Annotated in this window: 19 protein-coding genes and 2 tRNA genes; 10 read left to right on the forward strand and 11 right to left on the reverse strand. The window is 61.1% G+C overall.

Annotation, left to right across the window (positions count from 1 at the left end):
• Positions 1-8 precede the first annotated feature (8 nt).
• Positions 9-1,364: a 3-phosphoshikimate 1-carboxyvinyltransferase gene (locus O3303_RS00480; protein ID WP_350356598.1), complete on the forward strand. Its 1,356-nt coding sequence runs from the start codon at positions 9-11 to the stop codon at positions 1,362-1,364.
• A 152-nt stretch (positions 1,365-1,516) separates the two neighbouring features.
• Here O3303_RS00480 and O3303_RS00485 read toward each other — a convergent pair whose 3' ends face one another.
• From O3303_RS00485 to O3303_RS00515, 7 genes are all read right to left on the reverse strand, one after another.
• Positions 1,517-2,323, reverse strand: a complete 807-nt coding sequence (locus O3303_RS00485) for an ABC transporter substrate-binding protein (RefSeq protein WP_269560108.1) — start codon at positions 2,321-2,323, stop codon at positions 1,517-1,519.
• Between the two features lie 137 nt (positions 2,324-2,460).
• Entirely contained in the window at positions 2,461-2,820 is a 360-nt protein-coding gene (locus O3303_RS00490; RefSeq protein ID WP_269560109.1) for a hypothetical protein, read from the reverse strand.
• 137 nt (positions 2,821-2,957) lie between these two features.
• On the reverse strand, positions 2,958-4,028 hold the full coding sequence (locus tag O3303_RS00495; protein WP_269560110.1) for a M42 family metallopeptidase: 1,071 nt from the start codon (positions 4,026-4,028) through the stop codon (positions 2,958-2,960).
• A gap of 46 nt (positions 4,029-4,074) precedes the next feature.
• On the reverse strand, positions 4,075-4,590 hold the full coding sequence (locus O3303_RS00500) for a GNAT family N-acetyltransferase (RefSeq protein WP_269560111.1): 516 nt from the start codon (positions 4,588-4,590) through the stop codon (positions 4,075-4,077).
• A 10-nt stretch (positions 4,591-4,600) separates the two neighbouring features.
• The gene (locus O3303_RS00505) at positions 4,601-6,169 is read right to left on the reverse strand and encodes an acyl-CoA carboxylase subunit beta (RefSeq protein WP_269560112.1); all 1,569 of its coding nucleotides are present in this window, start codon (positions 6,167-6,169) and stop codon (positions 4,601-4,603) included.
• A 175-nt stretch (positions 6,170-6,344) separates the two neighbouring features.
• The gene (locus tag O3303_RS00510; RefSeq protein ID WP_269560113.1) at positions 6,345-8,966 is read right to left on the reverse strand and encodes an ATP-dependent Clp protease ATP-binding subunit; all 2,622 of its coding nucleotides are present in this window, start codon (positions 8,964-8,966) and stop codon (positions 6,345-6,347) included.
• A gap of 121 nt (positions 8,967-9,087) precedes the next feature.
• A complete protein-coding gene (locus O3303_RS00515; RefSeq protein ID WP_269560114.1) occupies positions 9,088-9,735 on the reverse strand; it encodes a WbqC family protein in 648 nt (215 codons plus the stop codon).
• 287 nt (positions 9,736-10,022) lie between these two features.
• Between O3303_RS00515 and O3303_RS00520 the strand changes: the two genes are divergently transcribed.
• Together O3303_RS00520 and O3303_RS00525 are read left to right on the forward strand one after the other, a co-directional pair.
• Positions 10,023-10,898 (forward strand): hypothetical protein, encoded by an 876-nt coding sequence (locus O3303_RS00520; protein ID WP_269560115.1) that lies wholly within the window; start codon positions 10,023-10,025, stop codon positions 10,896-10,898.
• 9 nt (positions 10,899-10,907) lie between these two features.
• The gene (locus O3303_RS00525) at positions 10,908-11,810 is read left to right on the forward strand and encodes a lysophospholipid acyltransferase family protein (RefSeq protein ID WP_269560116.1); all 903 of its coding nucleotides are present in this window, start codon (positions 10,908-10,910) and stop codon (positions 11,808-11,810) included.
• A gap of 88 nt (positions 11,811-11,898) precedes the next feature.
• On the opposite strand, the gene O3303_RS00530 is transcribed toward O3303_RS00525, so the two are convergent.
• Together O3303_RS00530 and O3303_RS00535 are read right to left on the reverse strand one after the other, a co-directional pair.
• Positions 11,899-12,531 (reverse strand): L-threonylcarbamoyladenylate synthase, encoded by a 633-nt coding sequence (locus O3303_RS00530; protein WP_269560117.1) that lies wholly within the window; start codon positions 12,529-12,531, stop codon positions 11,899-11,901.
• A 223-nt stretch (positions 12,532-12,754) separates the two neighbouring features.
• Positions 12,755-14,575, reverse strand: coding sequence for a T9SS type A sorting domain-containing protein (locus tag O3303_RS00535; RefSeq protein ID WP_269560118.1), 1,821 nt, complete (start codon positions 14,573-14,575; stop codon positions 12,755-12,757).
• 220 nt (positions 14,576-14,795) lie between these two features.
• On the opposite strand from O3303_RS00535, the gene mltG reads away from it, so the two are divergent.
• The 5 genes from mltG (at position 14,796) to O3303_RS00560 (ending at position 17,973) form a co-directional block, all read left to right on the forward strand.
• Complete coding sequence (gene mltG, locus O3303_RS00540) at positions 14,796-15,866, forward strand: endolytic transglycosylase MltG (protein ID WP_269560119.1); 1,071 nt, start codon at positions 14,796-14,798, stop codon at positions 15,864-15,866.
• Positions 15,867-15,969: 103 nt separating this feature from the next.
• The gene (locus O3303_RS00545; protein ID WP_269560120.1) at positions 15,970-16,458 is read left to right on the forward strand and encodes an acyl-CoA thioesterase; all 489 of its coding nucleotides are present in this window, start codon (positions 15,970-15,972) and stop codon (positions 16,456-16,458) included.
• A gap of 133 nt (positions 16,459-16,591) precedes the next feature.
• Complete coding sequence (locus tag O3303_RS00550; protein WP_269560121.1) at positions 16,592-17,584, forward strand: YihY/virulence factor BrkB family protein; 993 nt, start codon at positions 16,592-16,594, stop codon at positions 17,582-17,584.
• A 133-nt stretch (positions 17,585-17,717) separates the two neighbouring features.
• Positions 17,718-17,804, forward strand: a tRNA-Ser gene (locus tag O3303_RS00555).
• A gap of 84 nt (positions 17,805-17,888) precedes the next feature.
• Positions 17,889-17,973: transfer RNA gene (locus O3303_RS00560), tRNA-Ser, on the forward strand.
• A 125-nt stretch (positions 17,974-18,098) separates the two neighbouring features.
• Here O3303_RS00560 and O3303_RS00565 read toward each other — a convergent pair.
• Complete coding sequence (locus tag O3303_RS00565) at positions 18,099-18,254, reverse strand: hypothetical protein (protein WP_269560122.1); 156 nt, start codon at positions 18,252-18,254, stop codon at positions 18,099-18,101.
• A gap of 471 nt (positions 18,255-18,725) precedes the next feature.
• Between O3303_RS00565 and O3303_RS00570 the strand changes: the two genes are divergently transcribed.
• Together O3303_RS00570 and O3303_RS00575 are read left to right on the forward strand one after the other, a co-directional pair.
• Positions 18,726-21,260, forward strand: coding sequence for a T9SS type A sorting domain-containing protein (locus tag O3303_RS00570; protein ID WP_269560123.1), 2,535 nt, complete (start codon positions 18,726-18,728; stop codon positions 21,258-21,260).
• Between the two features lie 217 nt (positions 21,261-21,477).
• Complete coding sequence (locus O3303_RS00575) at positions 21,478-22,746, forward strand: zinc dependent phospholipase C family protein (protein ID WP_269560124.1); 1,269 nt, start codon at positions 21,478-21,480, stop codon at positions 22,744-22,746.
• A gap of 462 nt (positions 22,747-23,208) precedes the next feature.
• Here the strand turns inward: O3303_RS00575 and O3303_RS00580 are convergent, their stop codons facing one another.
• Positions 23,209-24,633: a TolC family protein gene (locus O3303_RS00580; RefSeq protein ID WP_269560125.1), complete on the reverse strand. Its 1,425-nt coding sequence runs from the start codon at positions 24,631-24,633 to the stop codon at positions 23,209-23,211.
• Positions 24,634-24,672 lie beyond the last annotated feature (39 nt).

A 24,672-nucleotide genomic window follows, 5' to 3' on the forward strand; every position in this document is an offset into this window, starting at 1 on the left:
GTCCACGGTTGAGGGCTATTTTTGCCGCGGGCCGGCCGCTGCGTGGCCCCGGGCGGCGGCGGCCGCTGTTTTTTCTATCACGCCCCGGGCGCCTGCCTGGCGGCTTAGCTCTCTTTGCCATCAACTCTTCCCTCACGCTCACCCGGCCGGCGCAGCCGCTGCGGGGCACGGCCCAGCTGCCGGCTTCCAAAAGTGAAAGCAACCGCGCTCTGATTCTGCAGGCCCTGGCCGGCGGCGGCCAGCTCGACAACCTCTCCGACGCCAACGACACCCAGCTCATGCAGCGCCTGCTGCTGAACCCCGACGCGCCCCGCTTCGATGCCGAAGATGCCGGCACGGTGATGCGCTTTCTGACCGGCTATCTGGCTGCCACGGGCCGCCATACGCACCTCACCGGCACGGCCCGCATGCTGGAGCGCCCCATTGCGGTGCTCGTGGACGCCCTGCGCCAGCTCGGCGCGGCCATCCGCTACGAAGGCCAGGAAGGCTACCCGCCGCTGCAGCTCAGCGGCTGGAACCCCACCGACGATGCCACCGAGGCCGGCGAGTTGACGGAGCTGTCTGTACGCGGCGACATCAGCAGCCAGTACATTTCGGCGCTGCTGATGGTGGGGCCCACGCTGCCGCACGGCCTGCGCCTGCGCCTCACCGGCAAGGTAGGTTCGCGCCCCTATATCCGCATGACGCTGGCTTTGATGCAGCACTTCGGGGCCGACTGCCGCGACCTGGGCACGGTGGTGGAGGCGCGCCCCGGCCGCTACCAGCCCACCGATTACACCATCGAGTCGGACTGGTCGGCGGCGAGCTACTGGTACGCCATGGTGGCGCTGGCCCCGGCCGGCTCCTGGCTGACGCTGCCCGGCCTGCGCCGCTACTCCTGGCAGGGCGACCAGGCCATTGTGGCCATCATGGCCCAGCTGGGTGTGGCCACCGAGTACGTGCAGGACGGTGTGCGCCTCACCCAGACCGGCACCCGCACGCCCTTCACCCAGGATTTCACCGACTGCCCCGACCTGGCTCAGACCGTGGCCGTAGTGGCGGCGGCGCTGGGTGTGTCGGTGCTGATGAGCGGCCTCGAAAGCCTGCGCATCAAGGAAACCGACCGGATTTTCGCGCTCCAGACTGAGATGGCCAACTTCGGGGCTTACCTCACCGAGGAAACCGAAGGCCACTTCCGCGTCAGCACCGACGGGTTTCGGGTGAGCGGCCAGACCGTGGCCACCTACCACGACCACCGCATGGCCATGGCGTTTGCGCCGCTGGCGTTGCTCGGGCCGCTCACCATCGAGGCCCCGCAGGTGGTGCGCAAGTCGTATCCGCAGTTCTGGAGCGAGCTGGAAAAAGCCGGGTTCAATGTAGCTTAGGCTTTAGCCTGTGCCGGACGCCTTATCCCCTGGCCCCCTCTCCAAAAGAGAGGGGGAACTAGCTGTAGGAGCTTAACTTGGAAAGTCAGGACTAAAAAGCCCCTCTCTTATTGGAGAGGAGTGGGAGTGAGGTTGCCGGCATAGGCTAAAGCCTATGCTACAGGCTGCAGGCTCCGCAGATACGCCGCCGACTCCAGCAGCCGGCTGCCGTACCAGCTGAACAGCTCCCCATCCACGATGCGTATGGTGGCCTGCGGGCAGAGCGCCTGAAACTCGGCCAGATGCTTTTCCTTAAAAGGGTAGGGCTCCGAAGACAGCAGAATCTGCCGGGGCGCGGCCGCCTGCAGCTGCTCGGGCGTGACTTCGGGGTAGCGGGCCAGGTGGCCGAACACGTTGCGGAAGCCGCCGCGTGCCAGCAGGTCGTCGATGAAGGTGCCCGTGGCAGCCACCATGTAGGGCTTGCGCCAGATGAAATAGGCGGCTGGCACCAGCTCCGCCGGCAGCGGCAGCTGCTGAAACGACGCGGCAATCTGCGCGGCCATCTGCTCGGCGGCTTCCTTGCGGCCCCCGATGAACCCGACGCGCCGGATCATGTCCAGTGCCTCGTCGAGGTTGCTGATGTCGCTCATCCAGACCGGAAACTGTGCGGCCAGCTGTTCGATGCCTTCCTGGTAGTTTTCTTCCTTGTTTCCGATGATCAGATCGGGCCGGAGGTCGGCAATCTTTTCGAAATCGAAATTCTTGGTGCCCCCAATAACCGTGGCCGTTTGCCTGGCCTCGGGCGGGTGAATGCAGAACTTCGTGACGCCTACCACCCGTTCGCCGAGGCCCAGCGCAAACAGCAGCTCCGTCTGCGAAGGCACCAGCGACACAATGCGGCGCGGCGGAAACGGCACCGCCACCCGGCGGCCCATCTGGTCCGTGACGGTGAGCGGCGGGAAAAGGGGAGGGAGTTGCATGACGTAACGAAGGAAACGTAAACGTACCGCGAAGTTCCGCTTCGCGACCGGCGCGCACATGGCGCAAAACTGCTCACCAGGCCAGGCGCCTGGCGAAAAGATAATTCCAGGCAGCCGCGGCCGGACGGCGGGTGCGGCTACAGCAGGCGGAAGTTGCGGGATCCAAAGAAGCGCTTTTTGCTGATGTCGATCTGCACCGGCCAGTTTTGGCGGGCCACGCGCGGCTGCATCACGGCCGGATGGGTACCCTGGAACAGCTCCAGCGAGTCGTAGTCGTCGAAGTTGAAGACGTCGGCGGCGGCCAGCAGCTTGCCGCCGTTGGCGTGCCGGAAGCCCTGCGCGTCCTTGTAGGAGCGGATATCGGCGTCGTTGCGGATGACGCGCATCTCGCGGGCATACCAGCGGCGGCTGTTGCCCACGCTCACCACCATTTCATCCACCACCGGATAGCCATTGACGAAGGCGTTGCGGATGATGGTGAAACCGGAGATGAACACGGATTTTTTCGGATCAGACGGATTGGTCGGATTTAGCAGACGGTACAGCCGGTCAACAATTGTAGCGCGACACCGAGGCGCCGCGCTACAATCGTCCACGAAATCCGAAAAATCCGTCTGATCCGAAAAATCCGTGCTTAACTGAAGTAGCGGAAATCGTGGCCGTCCTCGATGCGCAGCAGCGTTTCGTAGATCAGGCGCGTTACGCTGTCTACGTCGTCTTTATGCACGGTCTCGACGGTGGTGTGCATGTACTTGAGGGGCAGTGAAATCAGGGCCGAAGCCACGCCGGAACCGGAGTAGGCAAAGGCGTCGGTGTCGGTGCCGGTGGCGCGGGTAGCGGCGGCGCGCTGGAATGGAATTTCGGCGCTCTGGGCCGTCTCGATGATCAGGTCGCGCAGGTTGTTCTGCACGGCCGGGCCGTAGGTAATCACCGGGCCTTTGCCGCAGAAAATGTCGCCGCTGGTCTTCTTCTCATACATCGGCGACTGGGTGTCGTGGGTCACGTCCGTGATGATGGCCACATCGGGCTGAATGCGGTGCGCCACCATCTCGGCCCCGCGCAACCCGATTTCCTCCTGCACGGCATTCACGATGTAGAGGCCGAAGGGCAGCGTTTTCTTGTTCTCTTTGAGCATGCGGGCCACCTCGGCAATCATGAAGCCGCCCACCCGGTTGTCGAGGGCGCGGCCCACGTAGAACTTGTCGTTGAGCACCATGAACTCGTCCTCAAACGTGACGACGGAACCCACGTGAATACCCATCTGCTCCACTTCTTCCTTGCTGGAAGCGCCGCAGTCGAGGAACACGGTTTCGATGGTAGGCGCCTTGTCCTGCTCCACCTTGCGCACGTGGATGGCCGGCCAGCCGAACACCGCTTTCACGATGCCCTTCTTGGTGTGAATATTCACACGCTTGCTCGGGGCCACTAATGGGTCGGAACCGCCGTTTTTGCGCAGGTACAAAAAGCCCGACTCCGTAATGAAGTTCACGAAGTAGCTGATTTCGTCGGCGTGTGCCTCAATCACCACTTTGTACTTGGCCTCGGGGTTGATGACGCCGACCACCGTGCCATAGGTATCCACGAAATACTCGTCGATGTAGGGCCGGATGTAGTCGAGCCAGATTTTCTGGCCTTCCTTCTCGAAACCGGTGGGAGAGGGGTTGTTGAGGTATTTCTGGAGGAAATCGAAGCTTTCTGGGCGCATGGAATGAAGAATCAAAAGATAGAATACAAAGGCTGGGCCTGATGGTTTAATCTGCCGGCATCGGCGCGTGCCAGGCCATCGGCACATCCGCTTCCAGGCCCTGCGCGCCGGCTACCCGCCCCTCGAAGCGGCCTTCCTGGCGGAAGCCCAGCTTTTCGTAGAGCGCAATGGCCCGGGCGTTGCTTTCCCGCACCAGTAGCTCTACCCGGCTCACCTGCGGAAACCGGGCCTGAACGCGGGTCAGCAACTCCTCAAATAGCCGCCGCCCCAGGCCCTGGCCCTGCGCGGCGGGCGCAATTGCCACCGTCAGGTCGCCGAGGACGTGGGCAAAAATCTGCAGGCCGGGGCTGTACACATGGATTTCTGCTACCAGTTCACCGGTGCGTTCGGCCACTAATGCCACACCCTTCGCTAAGCTGCGCGTCAGAAAATGCTGCACATACTCCTCGGTAACCTCCTCGGGCTGCCGGGCCAGGCCGCCGCTTTCCGCCGACACGCGCTGGTACAGCCGCCGAATGGCCGGGGCATCCTGGAGCGTGGAGGGACGAATGGTGATGGGCATAGCCGGAATCTTACAGCGGAATGTTGCCGTGTTTCTTGCGCGGCATGGTGTCCACCTTGTTTTCCAGCATCTTGAAAGCCCGAATCAGCTTCTGGCGCGTCTGGGAGGGCAGAATCACCTCGTCCACGAAGCCCCGGTGGGCGGCGCGGTAAGGCGTGGCAAACTTCTGCTGGTACTCGTCCACCTTCTCCTGGAGCTTGGCGGCAGGATCTTCGGCCTGGGCAATTTCGCGCTTGAAGATGATTTCAGCGGCGCCCTTGGCGCCCATTACCGCAATTTCGGCGGTGGGCCAGGCGTAGTTCATGTCGGCCCCGATGTGCTTGCTGTTCATCACGTCGTAGGCCCCTCCATAAGCTTTGCGGGTGATGACGGTGATGCGCGGCACGGTGGCTTCGCAGAAGGCATAGAGCAGCTTGGCGCCGTTGGTGATGATGCCGCGCCACTCCTGGTCGGTGCCGGGCAGGAAGCCGGGCACGTCCTCCAGCACCAGCAGCGGGATGTTGAACGAGTCGCAGAACCGCACGAAGCGGGCCGCCTTGGTGCTGGCGTTGATGTCGAGCACGCCGGCCAGCACCGCCGGCTGGTTGCCCACGATGCCGATGCTGCGGCCCCCCAGACGGGCAAAACCCACCACGATGTTCTCGGCAAAATTCTTGTGCACCTCCAGGAAAGAGTCGGCGTCGATGAGGCCGTCAATCACCTCCCGCATGTCGTAGGGCTGGTTCGGGTTTTCGGGAATGATGGTGTCGAGCACCGAACGGCTTTCGTCCTGACCGGCCTCGTAGGGCACCATCGGGGCGGTTTCCTCGCAGTTCTGGGGCATGTAGCTCAGCAGCTGCTTGAGGTGGTTGATGCAGGCCACTTCGTTGGCGCACGAGAAATGCGTGACGCCGCTCTTGGCCGAGTGGGTGCTGGCGCCGCCCAGTTCCTCGCTGGTTACGTTTTCGTGGGTTACGGTCTTCACCACGTTCGGCCCGGTCACGAACATATAGCTCGTGTCCTCCACCATCAGGATGAAGTCGGTGATGGCCGGCGAGTATACCGCGCCGCCCGCGCACGGCCCCATGATGGCCGAGAGCTGCGGCACCACGCCCGAGGCCAGCGTGTTCTTGTAGAAGATGTCGGCGTAGCCACCGAGGCTCACCACGCCTTCCTGAATCCGGGCTCCGCCGGAATCATTAAGGCCGAGCACAGGCGCCCCGTTCTTCATGGCCAGGTCCATGATTTTTACGATTTTCTCGGCGTGGGTTTCGCTCAGCGAGCCACCAAACACCGTGAAATCCTGCGAAAACGCGTACACCAGCCGGCCGTTAACGGTGCCGTAGCCCGTGATTACACCGTCGCCGAGGTAGTACTCCTTGTCCAGGCCGAAATCCTTGGAGCGGTGCATCACAAACTTGCCGATTTCCTCAAATGAGCCCTCGTCGAACAGCAGGTCAATTCGCTCGCGGGCGGTGAGCTTGCCTTTCTTGTGCTGGGCATCGATGCGGGCCTGGCCGCCGCCGAGCAGGGCCTCCTCATTTTTACGGGCGAGAATTTTGATTTTGCTCAGTTGGGCTTCAGCGTGCGGATCGGACATGCGGGGTGGGAGTCTGGTTTGCTACTTATAGGACAGTATGCCAAAGGTAACGCACCGGTAAAGAAAAGCCGCACCAGAATTTGGCTGACTCCTGCAACTGGCTTGGGCTGGTCGGGCAAACAAAAACGGCCGGCCCCTTCACAGGAACCGGCCGTTTCTTAATCACCTCCGACGATTACTCGCCTTTCTTCTTGTTGTCCTTGGGCTCGTCGTCGGTGGGCTCGGGGGCTTCCTCAGGCCGCTCGTCGCTGGCCAGATTCATTTCCTCACCGCTCTTGCTTACCGCAAAAACAAGTTCCTCGGCACCTTCCGTATAGTCGGCCGTTATGACGTCACCCTGAGCAATTTCAGCCTTCAGGATTTCCTCCGCAATCGGGTCTTCGATATACTTCTGGATGGCGCGGTTCAACGGACGGGCACCATACTTTGGATCGTAGCCTTTATCGGCCACGTAATCCTTGGCGGCTTCCGTCAATTCCACTTTGTAGCCCAGCGTCTGGATACGACTCAGCAATTTAGCCAGGCTGATATCGATGATTTTGTGGATGTCTTTCTTCTCCAGGGAGTTGAAGACAATTACATCATCCAAACGGTTGAGGAACTCGGGCGAGAAAGTCTTTTTTAGGGCGTTGGTGATAGTGCCCTTCGTCAGCTCGTCCATGTTCTCGTTGCGGGCCTTGGTACCGAAGCCGATGCCAGCGCCGAAGTCCTGCAGATCACGCGCCCCGATGTTCGAGGTCATGATGATGATGGTGTTGCGGAAGTCCACTTTGCGGCCCAGGCCGTCAGTCAGGATACCATCGTCCAGCACCTGCAGAAGCAAGTTGTACACGTCAGGGTGGGCCTTCTCGATTTCGTCGAGCAGAATCACCGAGTACGGCTTGCGGCGGATTTTCTCCGTCAGCTGGCCGCCCTCTTCGTAGCCTACGTAGCCGGGAGGTGCACCCACCAGGCGCGATACGCTGAATTTCTCCATGTACTCCGACATGTCGATCCGCACCAGCGAATCTTCTTTGTCGAAGAGGTAGGTAGCCAGCACCTTGGCCAACTCCGTTTTACCTACGCCGGTTGGGCCCAGGAACACGAACGAGCCGATAGGCTTCTTAGGATCTTTCAAGCCAACGCGGGTGCGCTGAATGGCTTTCACCAGCTGCTTGATGGCCTTGTCCTGCCCGATAACCTTGCCCTGCAGCTCTTCGCCCATTTTCAGGAGCTTAGAGCTTTCGTTTTGCGCCACGCGTGAAACGGGGATGCCGGTCATCATGGCAATTACCTCGGCCACATTCTCCTCCTTCACGGTGTAGCGCTTCTTCTTGGTCTCCTCTTCCCAGTCCTTTTTGGCTGATTCGAGCTGATCAATAAGCTTCTTCTCCGTGTCGCGCAGCTTGGCGGCCTCTTCGTACTTCTGGCTTTTCACCACGCGGTTTTTCTCCCCTTTGATGTTCTCAATCTGCTCTTCGAGCTTGAGAATATCCTCGGGCACCACAATGTTGTTGATGTGCACGCGGGCGCCGGCCTCGTCGAGAATGTCGATGGCCTTGTCGGGCAGGAACCGGTCCGACATGTAACGGTCCGACAGCTTCACGCAGGCCTCAATGGCTTTGTCGGTGTACACTACGTGGTGGTGGTCCTGATATTTGTCCTTGATGTTGTGCAAGATTTCGATGGTTTCCTCAGGCGTGGTCGGATCGACCATCACCATCTGGAAACGACGGGCCAGCGCGCCATCCTTCTCAATGTACTGGCGGTACTCGTCGAGCGTAGTCGCGCCAATGCATTGGATTTCGCCGCGGGCCAGAGCCGGCTTGAACATGTTGGAAGCATCCAACGAGCCGGAGGCACCGCCAGCGCCCACAATCGTGTGCAGCTCGTCGATGAACAGAATCACGTCGGGCGACTTTTCCAGCTCGTTCATCACGGCCTTCATGCGCTCTTCGAACTGGCCGCGGTACTTGGTGCCGGCTACCAGCGAGGCCAGGTCCAGCGTTACCACGCGCTTACCAAACAGCACGCGCGATACCTTCTTCTGGATGATGCGCAGGGCGAGGCCTTCGGCAATTGCCGTTTTACCAACGCCAGGCTCACCGATCAGAATCGGGTTGTTCTTTTTGCGGCGGCTCAGGATCTGAGCTACGCGCTCAATTTCCTTCTCGCGGCCCACAATGGGGTCGAGCTTGTCGTCTTCGGCCAGCTTGGTCAGGTCGCGGCCGAAGTTATCAAGCACCGGCGTGCGCGACTTCTCCGTGCCTTTCTTGGGCGTGGCGCCAGCCCCGGCACCGCCGCGGCCTGCACCGCCACCAAAGAGGCGGTCGTTGTCGTCGTCGTCGGCTTCGGGGCCGGAGGTGGGGTTGTTCGCCGTGTTACCGTGGTAATCCAGCGAATCGCGGACAGATTCGTAGTTCACGTTGAATTTGCTGAGAATTTGGGACGAAATGTTGTCTTCATCGCGCAAAATCGACAGCAGCAAATGCTCCGTACCGATAATCTCGCTCTTGAAGATTTTGGCTTCGAGGTAGGTGATCTTGAGGACTTTCTCGGTTTGCTTCGTCAGCGGGATGGAGCCGGTGATGCTCGTGCCCTGAGTGGCCGTGTTGCGGGTGGCTTGCTCGAGGGCGTATTTCAGCTCGTCTACCGACACGCCCAATTTCTTGAGCAGTCCGATAGCCGTGCCTTCCCCTTCGCGAATCATTCCCAGCAACAGGTGTTCGGTGCCGATATAGTCGTGCCCGAGCCGGATGGCCTCTTCCCGGCTCAGGGAGATGACCTCCTTGACTCGATTTGAGAATTTAGCTTCCATGCAGATAAGGTAGTGAAGAAAAATGGTACCCTGCAACCGGACTTGGGGCCCGGATGCAGGTTGGGCCGATATAATCTGAAACAGATTGGAACGGGCGAAGGTTCGGGGGCGGCAGTAGGCACTACGCGAGAAAACTGCCGGCGGCCGGGCCCTGCATAAAGAGCAGGTCTAAGATGCTGAGCTCTGGTACAAAATCTTTACCAAACGTCTGGGGGTAGGGCCGGCCCGACGTCCTGTCAGGTCCCTGGCCAACTTGGGCCTTTGGTGTCAGGTGGTCGCGGCAGTCGAGCAGGTCAGTCGGGAAGGGGAGAAGCGTGGAAGAAGTGGCGGCAGGAGCGTGGTAGGAAGTAGTGACGTGCACGGGCAGCCGCAGGCGCAGACAGCGAAGGTAGAGGTGCAGAAACTGCAGGTTCAGGTCAAACAAAAGCGCAGGCTTTTGCAAGTAGATGTCGTGCAGGTAGTCGGCGTAATATTCAAAGTACGGCGAGCCCCCGTATGCGGTTTGCAGGGTGCGCCAGTGCCGGTGAATCCAGTTCTGCCGATAGTCGATTTCCAGGGCGGAAATGGCCACTTTCTCGCTGCGGTTACCATCTATTACAGGCACGGTGAGGGGTTGTTGGCCTTGCGCCGTGAGGATCAGACAACGGTTGCGGTAGGTTTGCTTGCGGTAATGTTCGTGGCCTTCCAGCCAGAGGGCATCGGCCCCCAGCAGCTGGCTGAAAAAGGCGATTGGTGGATGGTAGGGTAATTCGGATAAAACGGCAGGCATGAGCAGCAGCGGGAAGCGAAAAGAAACAATGCAGCCGCCAACATAGCAGGATGACGGCTGATACCACTGCCGAAGCCCGGGAAAATGACGAAATTATGCGGGTCGGCAGGTAGTGGAGCGACCCGGATAACGGCCAGGACCTGGACTAGGATTCCAGAAAAGAGACAGAGAAGTGTCAAAAAAGGTCCTAATACCGGCGTATTGCGGCTGGCTGCAGGAAACTGTCCGTGGCACCGGGTTTGTTGCGTAGTACACTTGTTTCCTGCTTACAGTTTTGTCAATCTGACATGATGCGCTACTTCTCCCTGCTATTTCTATTACTGGTTTCCTGCCTGGCGGAGGCTGCCACCCCGCCCATGCTGCAGCTGGATGTAGCGCGTTTCCGCAATGAAGATGTGGCCCTGAAGGGCGCGGTGGTTGAAATATATGCTACCGTGTCGGGCAAAAGCCTGCGCTATATGCGCCGCGCCCCTAAGATGTACCAGGCCGCGGCGGCCCTCACTCTGGAGGTAATCCGGCCCGACGGGCAGGCCGTTTACCAGGAAACGGTGGTGCTTAAGCCGCCGGTGCTCAGCGACACCACGGCCGTTATCAAGAATCCGCTCAGCTTTCAGAAGCGCCTTTTGCTACCCGAAGGCACCTACACGCTGCGGGCGCTGGTGCGCGACCAATACCAAGCCGGCAAACAAAGCCTGGTGGAGCAGCCGCTGGTGCTGGCCGCTGTTGGCTCAAAGCCGCAGTTGAGCGACCTGCTGCTGCTGGCCCGCGCCCCGGTCCGTGGGGCCGAAGCCAGCAACTTCAGTCGTGGAGGCTACGGCCTCACGCGGGCTCCCGGCGGCCTCTATGCCCGCGGTGCTAACCGGCTCTGGATGTACGCCGAGCTCTACAACGTGGCCGAAGACCAGCCGCTGGTGCTGCGCTACCGGCTGCGACTAACGGCTGCCAAAACCGACGCCTTAGTTATGAACGGAGCCGTGCGCGGCCAGGCCGGGCGTCCGACGCCCGTGCTGGGCGAGCTGGATCTGAGCAAGCTGCCCAGCGGCGACTACACGCTGACTGTGGAAGTGCGTAACGCTAAAAATCAGCTGCTTACGTCGCAAGCTACCGCAGTGCGGCAGGATGCTGCCGACTATGCACCGGCCGGAGCGGGCTCAGCCCGTTAACTTTGGGGCATGCCTAACTCGTTGCCCAAGCCCTATCCCTGGTACTACCGCCCCCTAAACTGGTTGTTGCGCGGCCTCGCGCACCTGCCATTGCCCGTCCTCTACGTGCTGGCCGATGGCATCTATCTGCTGCTGGCCTACGTGGTGCGCTACCGGCAGCAAGTGGTGCTCGTTAACCTGCGAAATTCCTTTCATGATAAGTCTGAAGCAGAAATCCAGCGCATTACAAAGGGATTCTACCGGCACTTTGCGGAGGTGATGGTGGAAACGCTGAAATTGGCGGTGATGCCAGCCGCCGAGTTGAAGAAGCGGGTGTGGTTCAGTAACCCGGAGGTGATGGAGCGCCATTTCGCGCAGGGCCGTACGGTGTTGGGTCTGTCGTCGCACTCCAGCAACTGGGAATGGGTGCTGACGTCCGGAGCTGTGTGGTTGTCGGCGCACGCCGATGGCGTATATAAGCCGCTGAGCAATCCGTTCTTCGAAAGCTTTATGCACCAGCTACGCACCCGCACCGGCGCCGGCCTGATTCCGATGCGCGACACCCTGCGGGATATGCTGCAGCGCCGCGGCGAAACCCGGGTGGTAAGCCTGCTCTCCGACCAGGCCGCCGGCCCCGAAGACCGGCCCTACTGGACTGAATTCATGCACCAGGATTCCGGCTTCTACACCAGCGCCGACCGGCTGGCCGACCGCTTCCATTGCCCGGTGGTGTACGTGAGCATCCGCCGGCTGCGCCGCGGCTACTACCAGATCATCCTCACGGAGCTCTACGATGGTGATGCGCCGTTGCCCGCCAACGAATTTCCCATCACGGAGGCGTTTGTGCGCCAACTGGAGCAGGATATCCACGCCTTCCCCACCGACTACCTCTGGACGCACCGCCGCTGGAAACACAAGAGAGAAGCGAGATAATAGCAGTGAGAGGTGAGGCTTTCGTTCTGGCAACGCGCCATTTGAACGAAAGTCTCACCTCTCACTGCTATTATCTCACTTCTAAATCTTACAGATACTGCTCAATGTCGCCGGCGCCCTGGCGTACCAGGTCGAAGTCGTCGTTGGTGCAGTCGATGATGGTGCTGGGCACGTTGTTGCCGAAGCCTCCGTCGATAACCAAGTCAACCAGCGCGCGGTATTTCTCGAAAATCAGGTCGGGGTCGGTTACGTACTCGTCGAGCGTGTTTTCGTCTTCCCGCACCGAGGTGCTCATGATGGGGTTGCCAAGCTCCCGCACAAGCTGAATGATGATCTGGCTGTCGGGCACGCGGATGCCGACAGTTTTACGCTGCTTGCCGCCCTGGCGCGGCACCTTGGAGCTGGCCTCAAAAATGAACGTGAACGGCCCGGGCAGGGCGCGCTTAATCACCTTATAGGTGGGCGTGGTGATACCGTGGGCATAGTCGCTGATGTGCGACAAATCGGCGCAGATAAAGCTGAGCATGGCCTTCTCGGGGTTCAGGCCCTTGATGCGGCAGAGCTTGTCAACGGCCTTCGCATTGTGAATATCGCACCCAATGCCATACACCGTGTCCGTCGGATAAATAATGATACCCCCACGGCGTAGCACATCTACTACCTGCTGGATACGGTTCTGGGGCGGATTTTCGGGGTGAATGCGGAGCAGCGTAGCGGCCATAGCAAGACGAGGGATGAAGTGAGAAAACGGCCGACGCCCCCAAAGTGGCGTCGAAGCGGGCAAGGTAGCCCTTGTAACAGACAACTGCCAACCTGTTCGTGCTTTTTGCGCCGCAGGTTACACCGGACGGTCAAAAGAGTCCCGCAGCGCCGCTTGAGCGTACAAAAAAAGGCTCCGGCACAATGCCGGAGCCTTTTCGTGGGTGGCCGATGGGGCCGGATCCTTATTGCTTTACGAAACGGCGGGTAGCCGAGCCATCCTGGGTGGTGAGGCGCACGCCGTACACGCCAGCGGGCAGCGAAGCCACGTTCAGCGGCGTCAGGTCGTTGGCCGCCGTGGTGCGGCTTACTACCTGGCCGAGCGAGTTCATGATTTCCACCTGCGCACCGCGGGCACCAGCAACGCGGAGCGTGAGTTGGCTGGTAGCGGGGTTTGGGTACAGGGCGAGGCTCTTAGCGAAGGCTGGCTCAGCAGCGGACTGCACAAAAGCCAGATCCGAGTAGCGGCGCGGCACGATCTGGTAGCCAGCATCGTAAGGCGAGGTGTTGTCGAACTGTCCGCCGATGCCGGTGAGCAGGAACGGCGTGGTAGGCGCAGGCTTACCGGCGAAGTCGGAGTTAGCGGGAACGCGCATCAGGTACATCACACCAGCGGCCGTCATCACGTCCACGTTGTAGGCCGTGGCGGCACCCGTCCACTGGGCGGGCGTCATGAGGGTAACAGGCGTCGCAATGGCAATCAGCTCCGACTCTTCATTCTCAGTGAGAGCCCCCACTACAGCGCGCGGGAGGTAGGTGCGGCGGGCACGGCCCAGGGGCGTAATGCCGGTCATCGTAATCTGGCTCAGGCCGTTGAACTGGCCCAGCGTGCCGGTAACCAGCACGGAGTCACCTTCCGCCAGCACGTTGGTGCCGATGGCCGCCGAAGCAAACAGGCCAATGCCGCCGGTGTTGTCGAGGAGGGAGAACTGGTAGCCAGCCGTACGCTGGTTTACGCCATACACTGTGCCGCGGGCCGACACCACCTGCGTGGCCTGGGTAGGCACACCGTTGGCGTCGTTTACGGTCAGGGCCGCAACCGTCGAAACGGTGGGGCCGGTAGGTGTGTCGTTGTCGGTGATGGTAACGGTATAGCTGTCGGCCGATACCGTAGCCGAACCGGCAGGCAGGGCGTTCTGCAGCTTCAGAATCACCGTTTCGCTGGATTCCGCCACGGCGTCGTCCACGATGGTGAGCGTGGCGTTCTGGGCGGCGGTGCTGTTGGCCGGGAACGTGAGGGTCTGGGTGGTGTAGGTGTAGTCGGCGGGCGAGGTGGCGGTGCCGGCCGGAGTGGCCAGTACCACCTGCACCGTGACGGCCTGCGCGCTGGCGGCGCTCAGGCGCACCGGAATCTGCACCACACCCACGTTCTCGGCTACGGTAGCTGCGGCTGCGCCGAACTCAATAGCAGGCGTGGTAGTGCCGCTGGTGGCGCTAACCAGCCCGTAGGTACGAACATTGTCTACGCGCCACGAGCCGGCTACTGCCTCGGAATTGTAGCCGTAAATCCGGAACTCCACGGCTCCGGTGCGGGCCGCAAAGCTGGCAGGCAGCGCCACCTTCTTGTTGGTGCGCGTGTTGGTGTCGTCGGGTACGTTTACCGTTATCAGATCAGTGGCGAAGTTATCGACGCTGGAGCGCACCGACCAGTCGCGGACGCCGGTGCCGGAACGGCGCTCATCCAGCACCAGGCTGTCAAGGCGCACCTGGAAGCCCGAGGCGGGCTGCACCGTGAAAGCGAAGTAATCGGTGGCATCCAGCGCGGCCATCGACCAACCGGTAGCCGAGAAAGCACCACCACCAGCAGATGCTGTAATACCAGCACCACGGCTCATCGGGCTGAAAGAAGCATTGATAGGCTGGGCATCAGCTGGGAACGTGGGTTCGTCGCCGATGGCGTTGGTGAAGCTGTAAGTGGCTAGCTGAGCCTGGGCACTGGTGCCAAACAGGCCCAGCGCGGCCAGAAGGGCCAGCCGCTGCCACCGCGAAGAGTAGGAGTGTTGCATGGGGAAACGAGGGTAAGGAAGAAGAATGTAAACAGGTGTATTGCAGGTAAGGACGCAAACCCGGGCCAAAGGTTGGCTCCGGAGCAGAGCAAACAAGCCCAAGCTACGGCACTACCGGATTCCGCGTACTTTTGAACCATAAAACTACTCCAAACGGCTTCTCCCGCCAATCCGCCCTGCGGAACTTCATACTCCGGTAATCTGACCACCCTCCTTCCCGATGGCCAAACCCCGCATCGACTACAAAGCCAACGCACTGAAACGCCGCAACCGGTTCGCCTACATCACCGGTATTTCGGGCCTGATTCTGATTACGTTTTCCTACTATTTCTACCAGGTTTTCTTTACGCCGAACGTAGAAACCAAAACGCCCACCTACGTGCTGGTGCGCCGCGGCCAGACTGCAAAGTCGGTGCTGGATTCAGTGGAAGCTACCGGCGCCATCGTGGACAAGCTCAGTCTGCGCTTCGTGGCCAAGGTGATGAAGTACGAGAAGCTGGTGAAGCCCGGCCGCTACGAGCTCAAAAACGGCTACACCAACCGCGAGCTGATCAACGCGCTGCGCACCGGCCGCCAGTCGCCGCTCAAGCTCACGTTTCAGAACATCCGGCTGCGCGAAGACCTGGCTCAGAAGCTCAACACGGCCATCGATGCCCGACCCGGCCAGTTCGACAGCCTGCTTAGCAGCCCTAGCTACACCAAAAGCCTGGGCTTCGACACCACGAGCATCCTGACGATGTTCATCCCGAACACCTACGAGCTGTACTGGAACTCCACGCCCGACAACCTCATGCAGCGCATGAAAAAGGAGTACGAGAAGTTCTGGACGCCTGCCCGCGACGCCAAGCGCCAGAAAATGAACCTGAGCCGCGCCGAAGTCAGCACCCTGGCCAGCATCGTGGAGGCTGAGCAGCAGCAGCATGCCGATGAGCGCCCGCGCGTGGCGGGCGTGTACCTCAACCGCCTGCGCCGCGGCATGAAGCTGCAGGCCGACCCGACGGTGGTGTACGCCAACCGGGATTTCACCATCAAGCGGGTGCTGAACGTGCACCTTACCAAAGACTCGCCCTACAACACCTACAAGTACGCCGGCCTGCCGCCCGGCCCCATCAACCTGCCCAGCATTGCCAGCATCGACGCCGTGCTGAACCCCGAAAGCCACGACTACCTCTACTTCTGCGCCAAGGAAGACTTCAGCGGCTACCACGCCTTTGCCCGCAATGAGCAGGAGCACCTCGTAAACGCCCGCCGCTACCAGGCCGCCCTCACGCGAAGCGGCATTATGAAGTAACACCAAGCTCCAGCTTGGTGAGCTGCGTGCTGACTTCCGCGCCAGTGCAACTCACATCGTTCAACGATTCACCAAGCAGGAGCTTGGTGTTACATCCAAACCAATGTACTCTTCCGACACCCAGATCCGCGTGCGGTACGCCGAAACCGACCAGATGGGCTACGTGTACCACGGCAACTACGCGGCGTACTTCGAGGTGTGCCGCACCGAAGCCTTCCGGCAGCTGGGCATCAGCTACAAAGACCTGGAGGCCGAAGGCGTCGGGATGCCGGTGGGCGAAATCCGCACCCGCTTCCGCCGCCCCGCCCGCTACGACGACCTGCTCACAGTGCGCCTGCTGCTCAAGCAACCCGCCGAAGGCTCACGGGTGCTGTTCGAGTATGAAATCTATAACGAGGCCCAGGAACTGCTCACCGAAGGCCACACCCTGATGGTGTTCGTAAACATGAGCACCGGCCGCCCCGTCCCCATTCCGCCGCACATTCAGCAGAAGCTGTCGGGCTATTTCACCGACGACGAAGCCGGCAGCCCGCTCACGCCGCCCAAAGCCCCCGTAGATGCCCCCGCGCCGGCTGCGTTTCTGAAGAAATAAGGAGCCAAAGGCACGTCATGCTGAGCTTGTCGAAGCATCTCTACCGCTTCGTCTGGATAACAGACCAACGAAGCGGTAGAGATGCTTCGACAAGCTCAGCATGACAGTTCATTACCAACTCATCTCACCGCACATGCGCCTGCCCACCCGCCGCTACCACTTGCCTGATGTACGCCGCCGTCGGGCGTACCGCAAGGCTATTGTGTTTCTGAAGCGGCTGCGGTTTGCCGGCGGCCGGGCCTCGGTGTATGATGTGGTGGACCGGCTGATGCAAGAAATCCGGCTGGATGGTATTGCCAAGCGCGCCTCTTACATGGCGTTCAACTTCACCATTGCCATATTTCCCACCATCATCTTCCTGTTCACGCTCATTCCCTACGTCCCGATTCCGAACCTGAACCTGGACATTCTGCAGTTCCTCGCCGACCTGATTCCGGGGGAGATGTACCGGGCCATTTCCGGCACCATCGAGGACATCGTGAACATTCCGCACGGTGGCTTGCTGTCGTTTGGTTTTGCCACGGCGCTGGTGCTCAGCTCCAACGGCATCATGGCCCTGCTCGACGCGTTTGAGAAGAAGTACCCGTCGTTTAAGAAGCGCACCTACGTGCGTAAGCGGGTCATTGCCACGCTGCTGACGGTGGTGCTGTCGTCGGTGCTGCTGGTGTCGGTGGTGGGTATCTTCTTCGGTACGTATATCATTGATGCGCTGGTGTTTCACGAAATCGTGCCCGAGCAGTACACCGCCGAGCTGATTACGATCATCAAATACGGCTCGGTGGTGGGGCTGTTTCTGCTCACCACCTGCCTGGTGTACTACTACGTGCCGCCCGTGCACGACAAGTGGCCGTTTCTGTCGGCCGGGGCCATTGTGGCCACCTTGCTCATCTTCCTCGTGTCGTTTCTGTTCATCCTCTACGTGAAGATTTTTGATAGCTACAACCACTTCTACGGCTCGGTGGGCACGCTCGTGGGCTTCATGGTGTGGCTGGATTTCGTGTGTATGACCCTGATTCTGGGCTTCGAAATCAACGTCAGCATTGATGCCGTGACCGGGCGGCTGCGCACCGGCCCTGCCGCCCAGCGCCTGATGAACCGCCTGCGCAATCAGCAGGCAAAAATTTAGCCCCTGATTATCAGTGGAAACCCGGTAAATGGGTGTCGGCTGACCGGATTTTTGGAAAAATAAGTGGCCAAAAGTTGTGATGCGCAGGATGTGCTGCTACTTTTGTCGTCCCAAACCACTCAGTTTGGACCCTAGAGAGGTGGCAGAGTGGTCGAATGCGACGGATTCGAAATCCGTTATACCTGCAAGGGTATCGGGGGTTCGAATCCCCCCCTCTCTACTTGGCAAGCTGCCCGCAACCATAGCTCGATTGAGCGAACAGCTGCGATAAGTCACTGCCTTTTTTTAGTATCGATTGCCTTTTAGAGGAGTGGCAGAGTGGTCGATTGCGGCGGTCTTGAAAACCGTTGAGGGTTAAACCTCCGGGGGTTCGAATCCCTCCTCCTCTGCACAGTGAACTGCAAAATCCCCTTAGCTTCTGTAGCTAAGGGGATTTTTGTTTTCCGGCCAGTAAGCAGCTCCTTCGCGAGCCGGCAGAAATTAGCCCGGTGAATAAGGCGTACCGGCCTGGCGATTACCAGCCGTAGCGCCACCCGTGGTAGAGCACAAAGCCCACCAGCAGCGCGAGCAGAATCAGCGCCAGCAGCGTTTCCCGGCTCAGCCGCGGACGGGAGGAGCGCCGGCTGAGCCGGTGGCGGCGGGAGGGGGTGGTAGCGGCGTCCTTTTCCATAATAGCGGTGATAGGTTGAGCGACGCAACTACCTACGTAGCAGGTGCTGCCGGCAGATTTGGTAGCCTGCTAGGCGGCGGCTGTAGCCTGGGCAGGTGGCCGATGGCAACCACCGTAGGCGTCAGAGCGGCACCAGCTTTTGGGTGACAATTGAGTAGAGGCGGTTTCGGGCGGTTGGGGGAGGCTGCCAGCAGGAACGGCGCGGTATAGGCAGGCCCTACTGCCTGTGGCCAGTAAGAGGCGCGTAACAGAATCGATAGGAATTGGAAGCGAGAAAGGCTGTCAGCTGCCATGTGGCTGGCAATCAGGGAGAGAGCTGGCCGGGGGAGCGGTAGGAAAATGACGGTATTGGTTTGGATTGCTGCCATCTGACCTTATCTTACTTCCGCTCTCTGAGGCCTAATTGCCAGATGAACAGAGCCATCCGACTGATCCGGCTTATTTCCTCTCTTCCACTTTTCAGGTTCCTCCATGCAAAAATCTCTACCCTTTATTCATCGTGCGCGCCGTAGCTGGCGCCAGCTCGCAGTGGCGGCCAGTAGCCTGGCGCTGCTTGCCCTTAGCCCGGGCCACGCCCGGGCCCAGGCCGATACCTATCAGTTTGCGGCGGCTACCGGCACGTATGCGCCGTTGCCGGGCACTGCGTCCGTTGCTACGGTAGTGCAGGACGACGACGCCATTTCCGGCGCCCTGCCCATCGGCTTCCCGTTTGCCTTCGACGGAATTCCTTACACCACTGTGTACGCCAGTTCCAACGGCTTTCTGTCGTTTAACGCCAACGCCACCAGCGGCCTGACCAACAACCTGACCACCGGTGGCGGGACCAGTCAGCTACCGCTGCTGGCTCCGCTCTGGGACGATCTGGGCGGGGAGCTGGCCAACAGCGCGGCCCGCTACCAGACCAGCGGCACCGCGCCCAACCGGGTGTTCACGTTTGAGTGGCAGAACTGGTCGTGGAACTACAACGCTACGTCGGCGGTGGTGTCGTTTCAGGTGAAGCTGTACGAAACTTCCAACCGTATCGAGTTTGTGTACCGGCCCGAGGGCGGGGCGGCGAATTCGCCTTCGGCGTCTATCGGTATTGCCGGCACGGGCACGCCCATTCCGTTTCTGTCGCTGGGCAGCACCAGTGCCTCGCCTACGGTTAGCTCCACCGCGGAAACCAATACTCTCAGCACGCTGCCTGCCACCGGCCAGCTGTATGCGTTTACGCCGCCGGTTGCCACGGGCTGCCCCACGCCCCGCAACCTGGCCGTAACGGGCACCACTGCTACGGCGGCTGTGGTTGCCTGGAGCGTAACGGGCGGCGGCGGGACTTTCGCCATCAACTACGGCCCCACCGGCTTCACGCCCGGTACCGGAGGCCAGACCATCACCAGCACCGGCACCTCGGTAACAATTCCTGGCTTGTCGCCGAGCACCAGCTACCAGTTCTACGTGACGCAACTCTGCTCCGGCAGCACCTCCAGTCGTTCGACGGCTGGTGCTTTCCGCACCGAGTGCGTGACGCCCACCTACGCCGCGCTGCCCTTCAGCGAGACGTTTGAAAGCACTTGGCTCGACCGGTGCGCCACGCGCGACGTGCCCGGCAACAGCTGGCGCAACACGCCGCTGACAGGCAACAACTCTTGGCGGCGTGAAGACGACGGCGCGGCTGCCAACTGGACTTCGGCCACCAGCTACGCCTACACGCCCAACGGCAGCCAGAACAGTGCCCACTCGGCCCGCTTCCACAGCGGCAGCGCCAGCAGCGGCCTCATCGGTACCCTGGACCTGTTTGTGAACCTGAGCGGCGCCGGCAGCCGGGAGCTGGCTTTCGACTACATCAACACCACCGGCTCCGACTCGCTGACGGTGCAGATTTCCACGAATGGCGGCCTCACGTTCGGGCCATTCCTGTTGCGCCTGGGCAGCGCCAGCGGCGGCTTTCGGGGCCAGACGCTGGCCCTGGCCAGTACCTCAGCCACCACGGTCATCCGGTTCCGGGCCCGCGCCGACTTCGGCTCGACCGATATCGGCCTCGACAACATCACAATTTCTTCCTGTCCGCGGGTGAGCAACGTGGTTGCGAGCAACATTACGGGCTCCGGCGCTACGGTCACTTTCACGCCTGTAACCGGCTCCGGCGGCTACACCGTGGTGGCTATCCCAGCCACCGGCCCGGCCATTACGGCAACGGGCAGCGGCTCGCCTATCCAGCTCACCGGCCTGCAGGGGCTGATGGACTACACTGTGGGAGTGGCTAGTAGCTGTGGCGCCGGCCAGTTTTCGGCTCCCGTTACCACTACGTTCACCACGCTGCTGCCACCGCTGTCCAACGATGAGCCCTGCACGGCTACAGCGCTGCCCGCCAACGGCACGCCCCTGACGACGTCCAACCTGGGGGCTACGGCCTCGCCGGCCAACGGCTACGCCAACCCCGGCTGCGCGCTGGCTTCTAACCCGAAAGATGTTTGGTTCTCATTCGTGGCTCCTTCCAACGGTCCGCGGACCTTGGTGGTAACGGGTGGTCCGGCCGGTCAGGTTCGCCTGTTCTCCGCGACATCCTGCAACGGTCCGTTCACGCAGCTGGCCTGCCTGGCCAGCACCGGCTCCGGCACGGCGGCCGGTCCATTGGCCGTGCCTTCGCTCACGCCGGGCACCACCTACTACGTCTCGGTATCGGGCTACGGCTCCAGCGATACGCAGGGGGCCTTCACTATTGCCTTGGCTTCTACGCTGAGCACGGGCACCGGCCAGTTGCCGGGTGGCGAGGTGAGCGTGTTCCCGACGCCGCACCTGGGTGGCCCTCTCATGCTGCGTTTGCGTGGCGCAGAGGCCGGCGTGGCGGCGGTGCAGGTGGCGCTGCTGAACGCCCTCGGCCAGCAGGTGCTGCGCCAGCAACTGGCCGTGCGCGGTGGGGCATTGGAGCAGACGCTGCCGGTGCAGGGCCTGGCCAAAGGCTTCTACACGTTGCGGGTGCAGGTGGGCGAACATACGGTAACGCGCAAAGTGGTACTGGAATAGCTGTGCTTTAAGTGAGGCTGATATAGTCTTGCGCAGAAGGATAAAGAGGGGCAAACGTGTGTTTGGCCCTCTTTTTTTGTTTCCGTGCCACAAGGATTCGTGACCGACGGGTTGTTGAGATATACGGCCATACAACCCCGGCCCGGGTGGCGCGTAGATGCAATGCTTTCCGATTCTGGGTGCTGTGCCCGGCCTTCGCCTAGCCCTTCTGCTTCCTATGCTAAAATGGCTAACCGGGATTCTGGCACTGCTGCTGCTGTTTCCCTCTTCCGCATCTGCCTACTCTGTGCTCACCCACCAGGCCAATATTGATTCTACCTGGTCGCGCTGCCTGATGCCGATGCTGCAAAAACGCTACCCGGGCGCCACCGAAGAGCAACTTATCGAGGCCAAAAGCTACGCCTATGGCGGCTCCATCATCCAGGATATGGGCTTCTACCCGTTCGGCTCGGAGCTTTTTACCAACATGACCCATTACGTGCGCAGCGGCGACTTTGTGCGCAACCTGCTCGATGAGGCCCACGGCCGCAACGAATACGCCTTTGCCTTGGGGGCGCTGTCGCACTACACGGCTGATATCATCGGGCATCCCGAAGGCACCAACAAAGCCATGTCCTCCGTCTACCCCGACCTGCGCCGCAAGTTTGGGACGGAAATCAGCTACGAGGAAGCGCCGGTGCAGCATACGCAGCTGGAGTTTGCCTTTGATGTGGTGCAGCTGGCCGCCGGCCGCTACCGCACCGCCGACTACCAGCGCTACATCGGGTTTCAGGTGAGCAAGCCGGTGTTGGAGCGGGCTTTCCTCAAAACCTACGGCCTGGAGCTGGGCAAGGTGATTTTCAACGTGGACCTGGCCATCAGCTCGTTTCGGTTTGCGGTGCGTAGTCTGATTCCGATTGCCAGCCGGGCCGCGTGGCACTCGCAGAAAAAGGAAATCCGTCGCCTCAGCCCTCAGGCCCGCCGCCGCGAGTACATCTACGACCAGAGTGAGGAAGAGTACCGCGAAAAGTACGGTACCGATTACCAGAAGCCCGGCACGGGCGCCCGGCTGCTGTCGTACTTCGTGCGGGTGCTGCCCAAAATAGGCCCCTTGCAGCCCTTTGCCTTCAAGCTGCCAACCCCGGAGGCGCAGACGCTGTTCCGGGCCAGTTTCCGCAGCGTGATGGTCAACTACTGCCGCCACGTAGACGCCGAGCCGACTGACACGACCACCATTTCCACGCAGGTGCTGCCCAACACCGACTTCGATACCGGCCGCCCGACGGTGGTAGGGGAGTATGAGCTGACCGACGAGGCCTACGGCGAATGGGTGCGCAAGCTGGCCGACAACAAGTTTGACGGCCTGACAGCTCCGGTGAAGAAAAACATCCTCGCGTTCTTCGGTTCCGCTCCCAAACAGCCCATCGACGAAGACGAGAAGGAGAAGGGCACCCGCGCCAAAACCATGGAAGCTTTGGCGCAACTGAAAACAGCGGAGGCCAAGTAGCGTATCCTGCCTGATTCATACCTACAACACAGCGAGGGGCGCAACCCGGACCATAATGGCCGTGGGTTGCGCCCCTCGCTGTGTTGCGTCTGCGGTGCTTATTACTGGCGGTACATCTTGTACGTACGGTACACCGGCCGATGGATTTTGCCAGCTTTCTGCTTGGAAGCGGTACGCAGGATGGGCAACCGGAAAAACGGTTGCGCCGCTGCCGTAAACGCCGAAAAAACGCTTAGCAAAGCAAAAACCAGAACCAAAACCAGACGGCAGACAACAGTGAACATAGTGCAATAGGTGTGCGGGGCGAGCTTCCGGCCGGGCTACCACTGCGGCAGCTCTGAAAAGGAAGTACACAAACCTACCGCTCTGACCGGCCCGAAAACGCCGGTTTCGCCGGGCCAAGCCGGTTTGCCCGTCAAACCCGCGTTTCACCCGACGAAGCTTCGGCGGCGGCCGCGTAGCCTAGCGCGGTTGCCCGCTTTCCTGCACTAGGCCGCTGCTCAGGCGGCGCAGGATAATCTCGGCCTGCTTGGCTTGGTAGCGGATGTCGAGCAGGCGTACTTCGGCGTCGAGCTGGGTGCGTTGGGCTTCGCGCAGAGCCAGGGGCACTAAGAGGCCCAGGCGGTAGCGCTCTAGGGCAATGGCCACGTTTTCGCGGGCCAGCAGAATGTTGGCTTCTTCCAGCTCCAGCAACTGCAGGCGGTTCTGGTACTGGGCATAGGCCTGCTCGGCTTCGGTTTCCAGCTGCAGCTGCGTCTGGCCCAGCAGCAGGCTGCTTTGCACTTCGCCGATGCGGGCGTTCTGCTCCAGCCGGTTGCGGTTGAAACCATCGAAGATGGGAATGGTGGCCACCACGCCGTAGTTGAGGCCATACGTGCGGCCCGTGTTGGTCACGAGCTGATTGCCGAAGAACGCGGCCCCGTTGATGTTGCGGTTGTAGCCGTAGCCGGTCGTCAGGCCGATCTGCGGGAAGCGGGAGGCGCGCACCAGCTTCCGGTCGTAGGTGGCAATTTCGGTGTTGAGGCGGGCCTGTTGCAGGCGAGGGTTGTTCTGCTGCACGGCCTGCGCCACGCTTTCCCGGCTCAGGTCGGTAGCCACTACAATGGAGTCGGCGGGGCGGAAGTTGAGGCGCGGAGTGCGGCCCAGCAGGTTGTTGAGGTTGATTTTGGCCGTCTGCAGCGCTTCCTGCTGCTGAATCAGCAGCGAGCGGTCGGCGTTGTAGTCCACGCGGGCCGTCAGCACTTCCACTTTGGCGCTCACGCCCACATCCACGCGGGCCTGCGTGAGGTCGATGCGCGCCTGTCCGATTTTCAGGGCCTCCTCGCTGGCCCTGATCTTGCCGGACTCGCGCACCACCACATAATAGGCGTCGGTGATGGTGGCCACGGTTTCCTCGACGGTGGCGCGGGTGAGCTGGCGCTGGCTTTGCTCCAGCGACTTCAGCCGGTCGTAGGCGATGAACATGCCCAGCCCGTCGAAAAGGGTCCAGGTGGCGGCTACGTTGGCGTTGAGCAGGTTGGACTGTGCGCCGTTGGCAATGCTGGCCTCGGGCCGCGCCGACGACTCCTGCCGCACGTTGTTGCGGTTGAAGTTGCGGGTCAGGTTGCCGTTCACCACGGGCAGCTGGCCGGCGTTGCCGCGGGTCACGTTGTTTTCGGCGATGCGCTCATCCTGCCGCGAAACCCGAATGTCGTAATTGCTTTCCAGGCCCAGCCGGATGGCCTCGGCCAGCGTGAGGGGCGGGGCGTCGGCTACGGTTTCCGGCTTCTCCGTCTGGGATTTGCTCTGGGGCTTCGAGGCTGGTTCCCGGGTGGGCAGCACCGGCTGTTGCGCCAGCATCGGCAGAGGCAAAGCCAGTAGGAGAGTGAAAAAGAAGGAGCGGGGCATGAAATACATCAACTGTAAAGGAAATCGGACGCCGGCAGC

The organism is Hymenobacter canadensis, from assembly GCF_027359925.1.
In the GTDB taxonomy this organism is placed as follows: domain Bacteria; phylum Bacteroidota; class Bacteroidia; order Cytophagales; family Hymenobacteraceae; genus Hymenobacter; species Hymenobacter canadensis.

Bases quoted from the DNA above. Each gene is read 5' to 3' on its own strand.
- O3303_RS00520 (WP_269560115.1), top strand. From the start codon at position 10,023: ATGATGCGCTACTTCTCCCTGCTATTTCTATTACTGGTTTCCTGCCTG.
- O3303_RS00525 (WP_269560116.1), top strand. From the start codon at position 10,908: ATGCCTAACTCGTTGCCCAAGCCCTATCCCTGGTACTACCGCCCCCTA.
- O3303_RS00530 (WP_269560117.1), bottom strand. From the start codon at position 12,531: ATGGCCGCTACGCTGCTCCGCATTCACCCCGAAAATCCGCCCCAGAAC.
- O3303_RS00485 (WP_269560108.1), bottom strand. From the start codon at position 2,323: ATGCAACTCCCTCCCCTTTTCCCGCCGCTCACCGTCACGGACCAGATG.
- O3303_RS00575 (WP_269560124.1), top strand. From the start codon at position 21,478: ATGCTAAAATGGCTAACCGGGATTCTGGCACTGCTGCTGCTGTTTCCC.
- O3303_RS00505 (WP_269560112.1), bottom strand. From the start codon at position 6,169: ATGTCCGATCCGCACGCTGAAGCCCAACTGAGCAAAATCAAAATTCTC.
- O3303_RS00545 (WP_269560120.1), top strand. From the start codon at position 15,970: ATGTACTCTTCCGACACCCAGATCCGCGTGCGGTACGCCGAAACCGAC.
- O3303_RS00570 (WP_269560123.1), top strand. From the start codon at position 18,726: ATGCAAAAATCTCTACCCTTTATTCATCGTGCGCGCCGTAGCTGGCGC.
- O3303_RS00565 (WP_269560122.1), bottom strand. From the start codon at position 18,254: ATGGAAAAGGACGCCGCTACCACCCCCTCCCGCCGCCACCGGCTCAGC.
- O3303_RS00500 (WP_269560111.1), bottom strand. From the start codon at position 4,590: ATGCCCATCACCATTCGTCCCTCCACGCTCCAGGATGCCCCGGCCATT.
- O3303_RS00495 (WP_269560110.1), bottom strand. From the start codon at position 4,028: ATGCGCCCAGAAAGCTTCGATTTCCTCCAGAAATACCTCAACAACCCC.
- mltG (WP_269560119.1), top strand. From the start codon at position 14,796: ATGGCCAAACCCCGCATCGACTACAAAGCCAACGCACTGAAACGCCGC.
- O3303_RS00510 (WP_269560113.1), bottom strand. From the start codon at position 8,966: ATGGAAGCTAAATTCTCAAATCGAGTCAAGGAGGTCATCTCCCTGAGC.
- O3303_RS00580 (WP_269560125.1), bottom strand. From the start codon at position 24,633: ATGCCCCGCTCCTTCTTTTTCACTCTCCTACTGGCTTTGCCTCTGCCG.
- O3303_RS00535 (WP_269560118.1), bottom strand. From the start codon at position 14,575: ATGCAACACTCCTACTCTTCGCGGTGGCAGCGGCTGGCCCTTCTGGCC.
- O3303_RS00515 (WP_269560114.1), bottom strand. From the start codon at position 9,735: ATGCCTGCCGTTTTATCCGAATTACCCTACCATCCACCAATCGCCTTT.
- O3303_RS00550 (WP_269560121.1), top strand. From the start codon at position 16,592: ATGCGCCTGCCCACCCGCCGCTACCACTTGCCTGATGTACGCCGCCGT.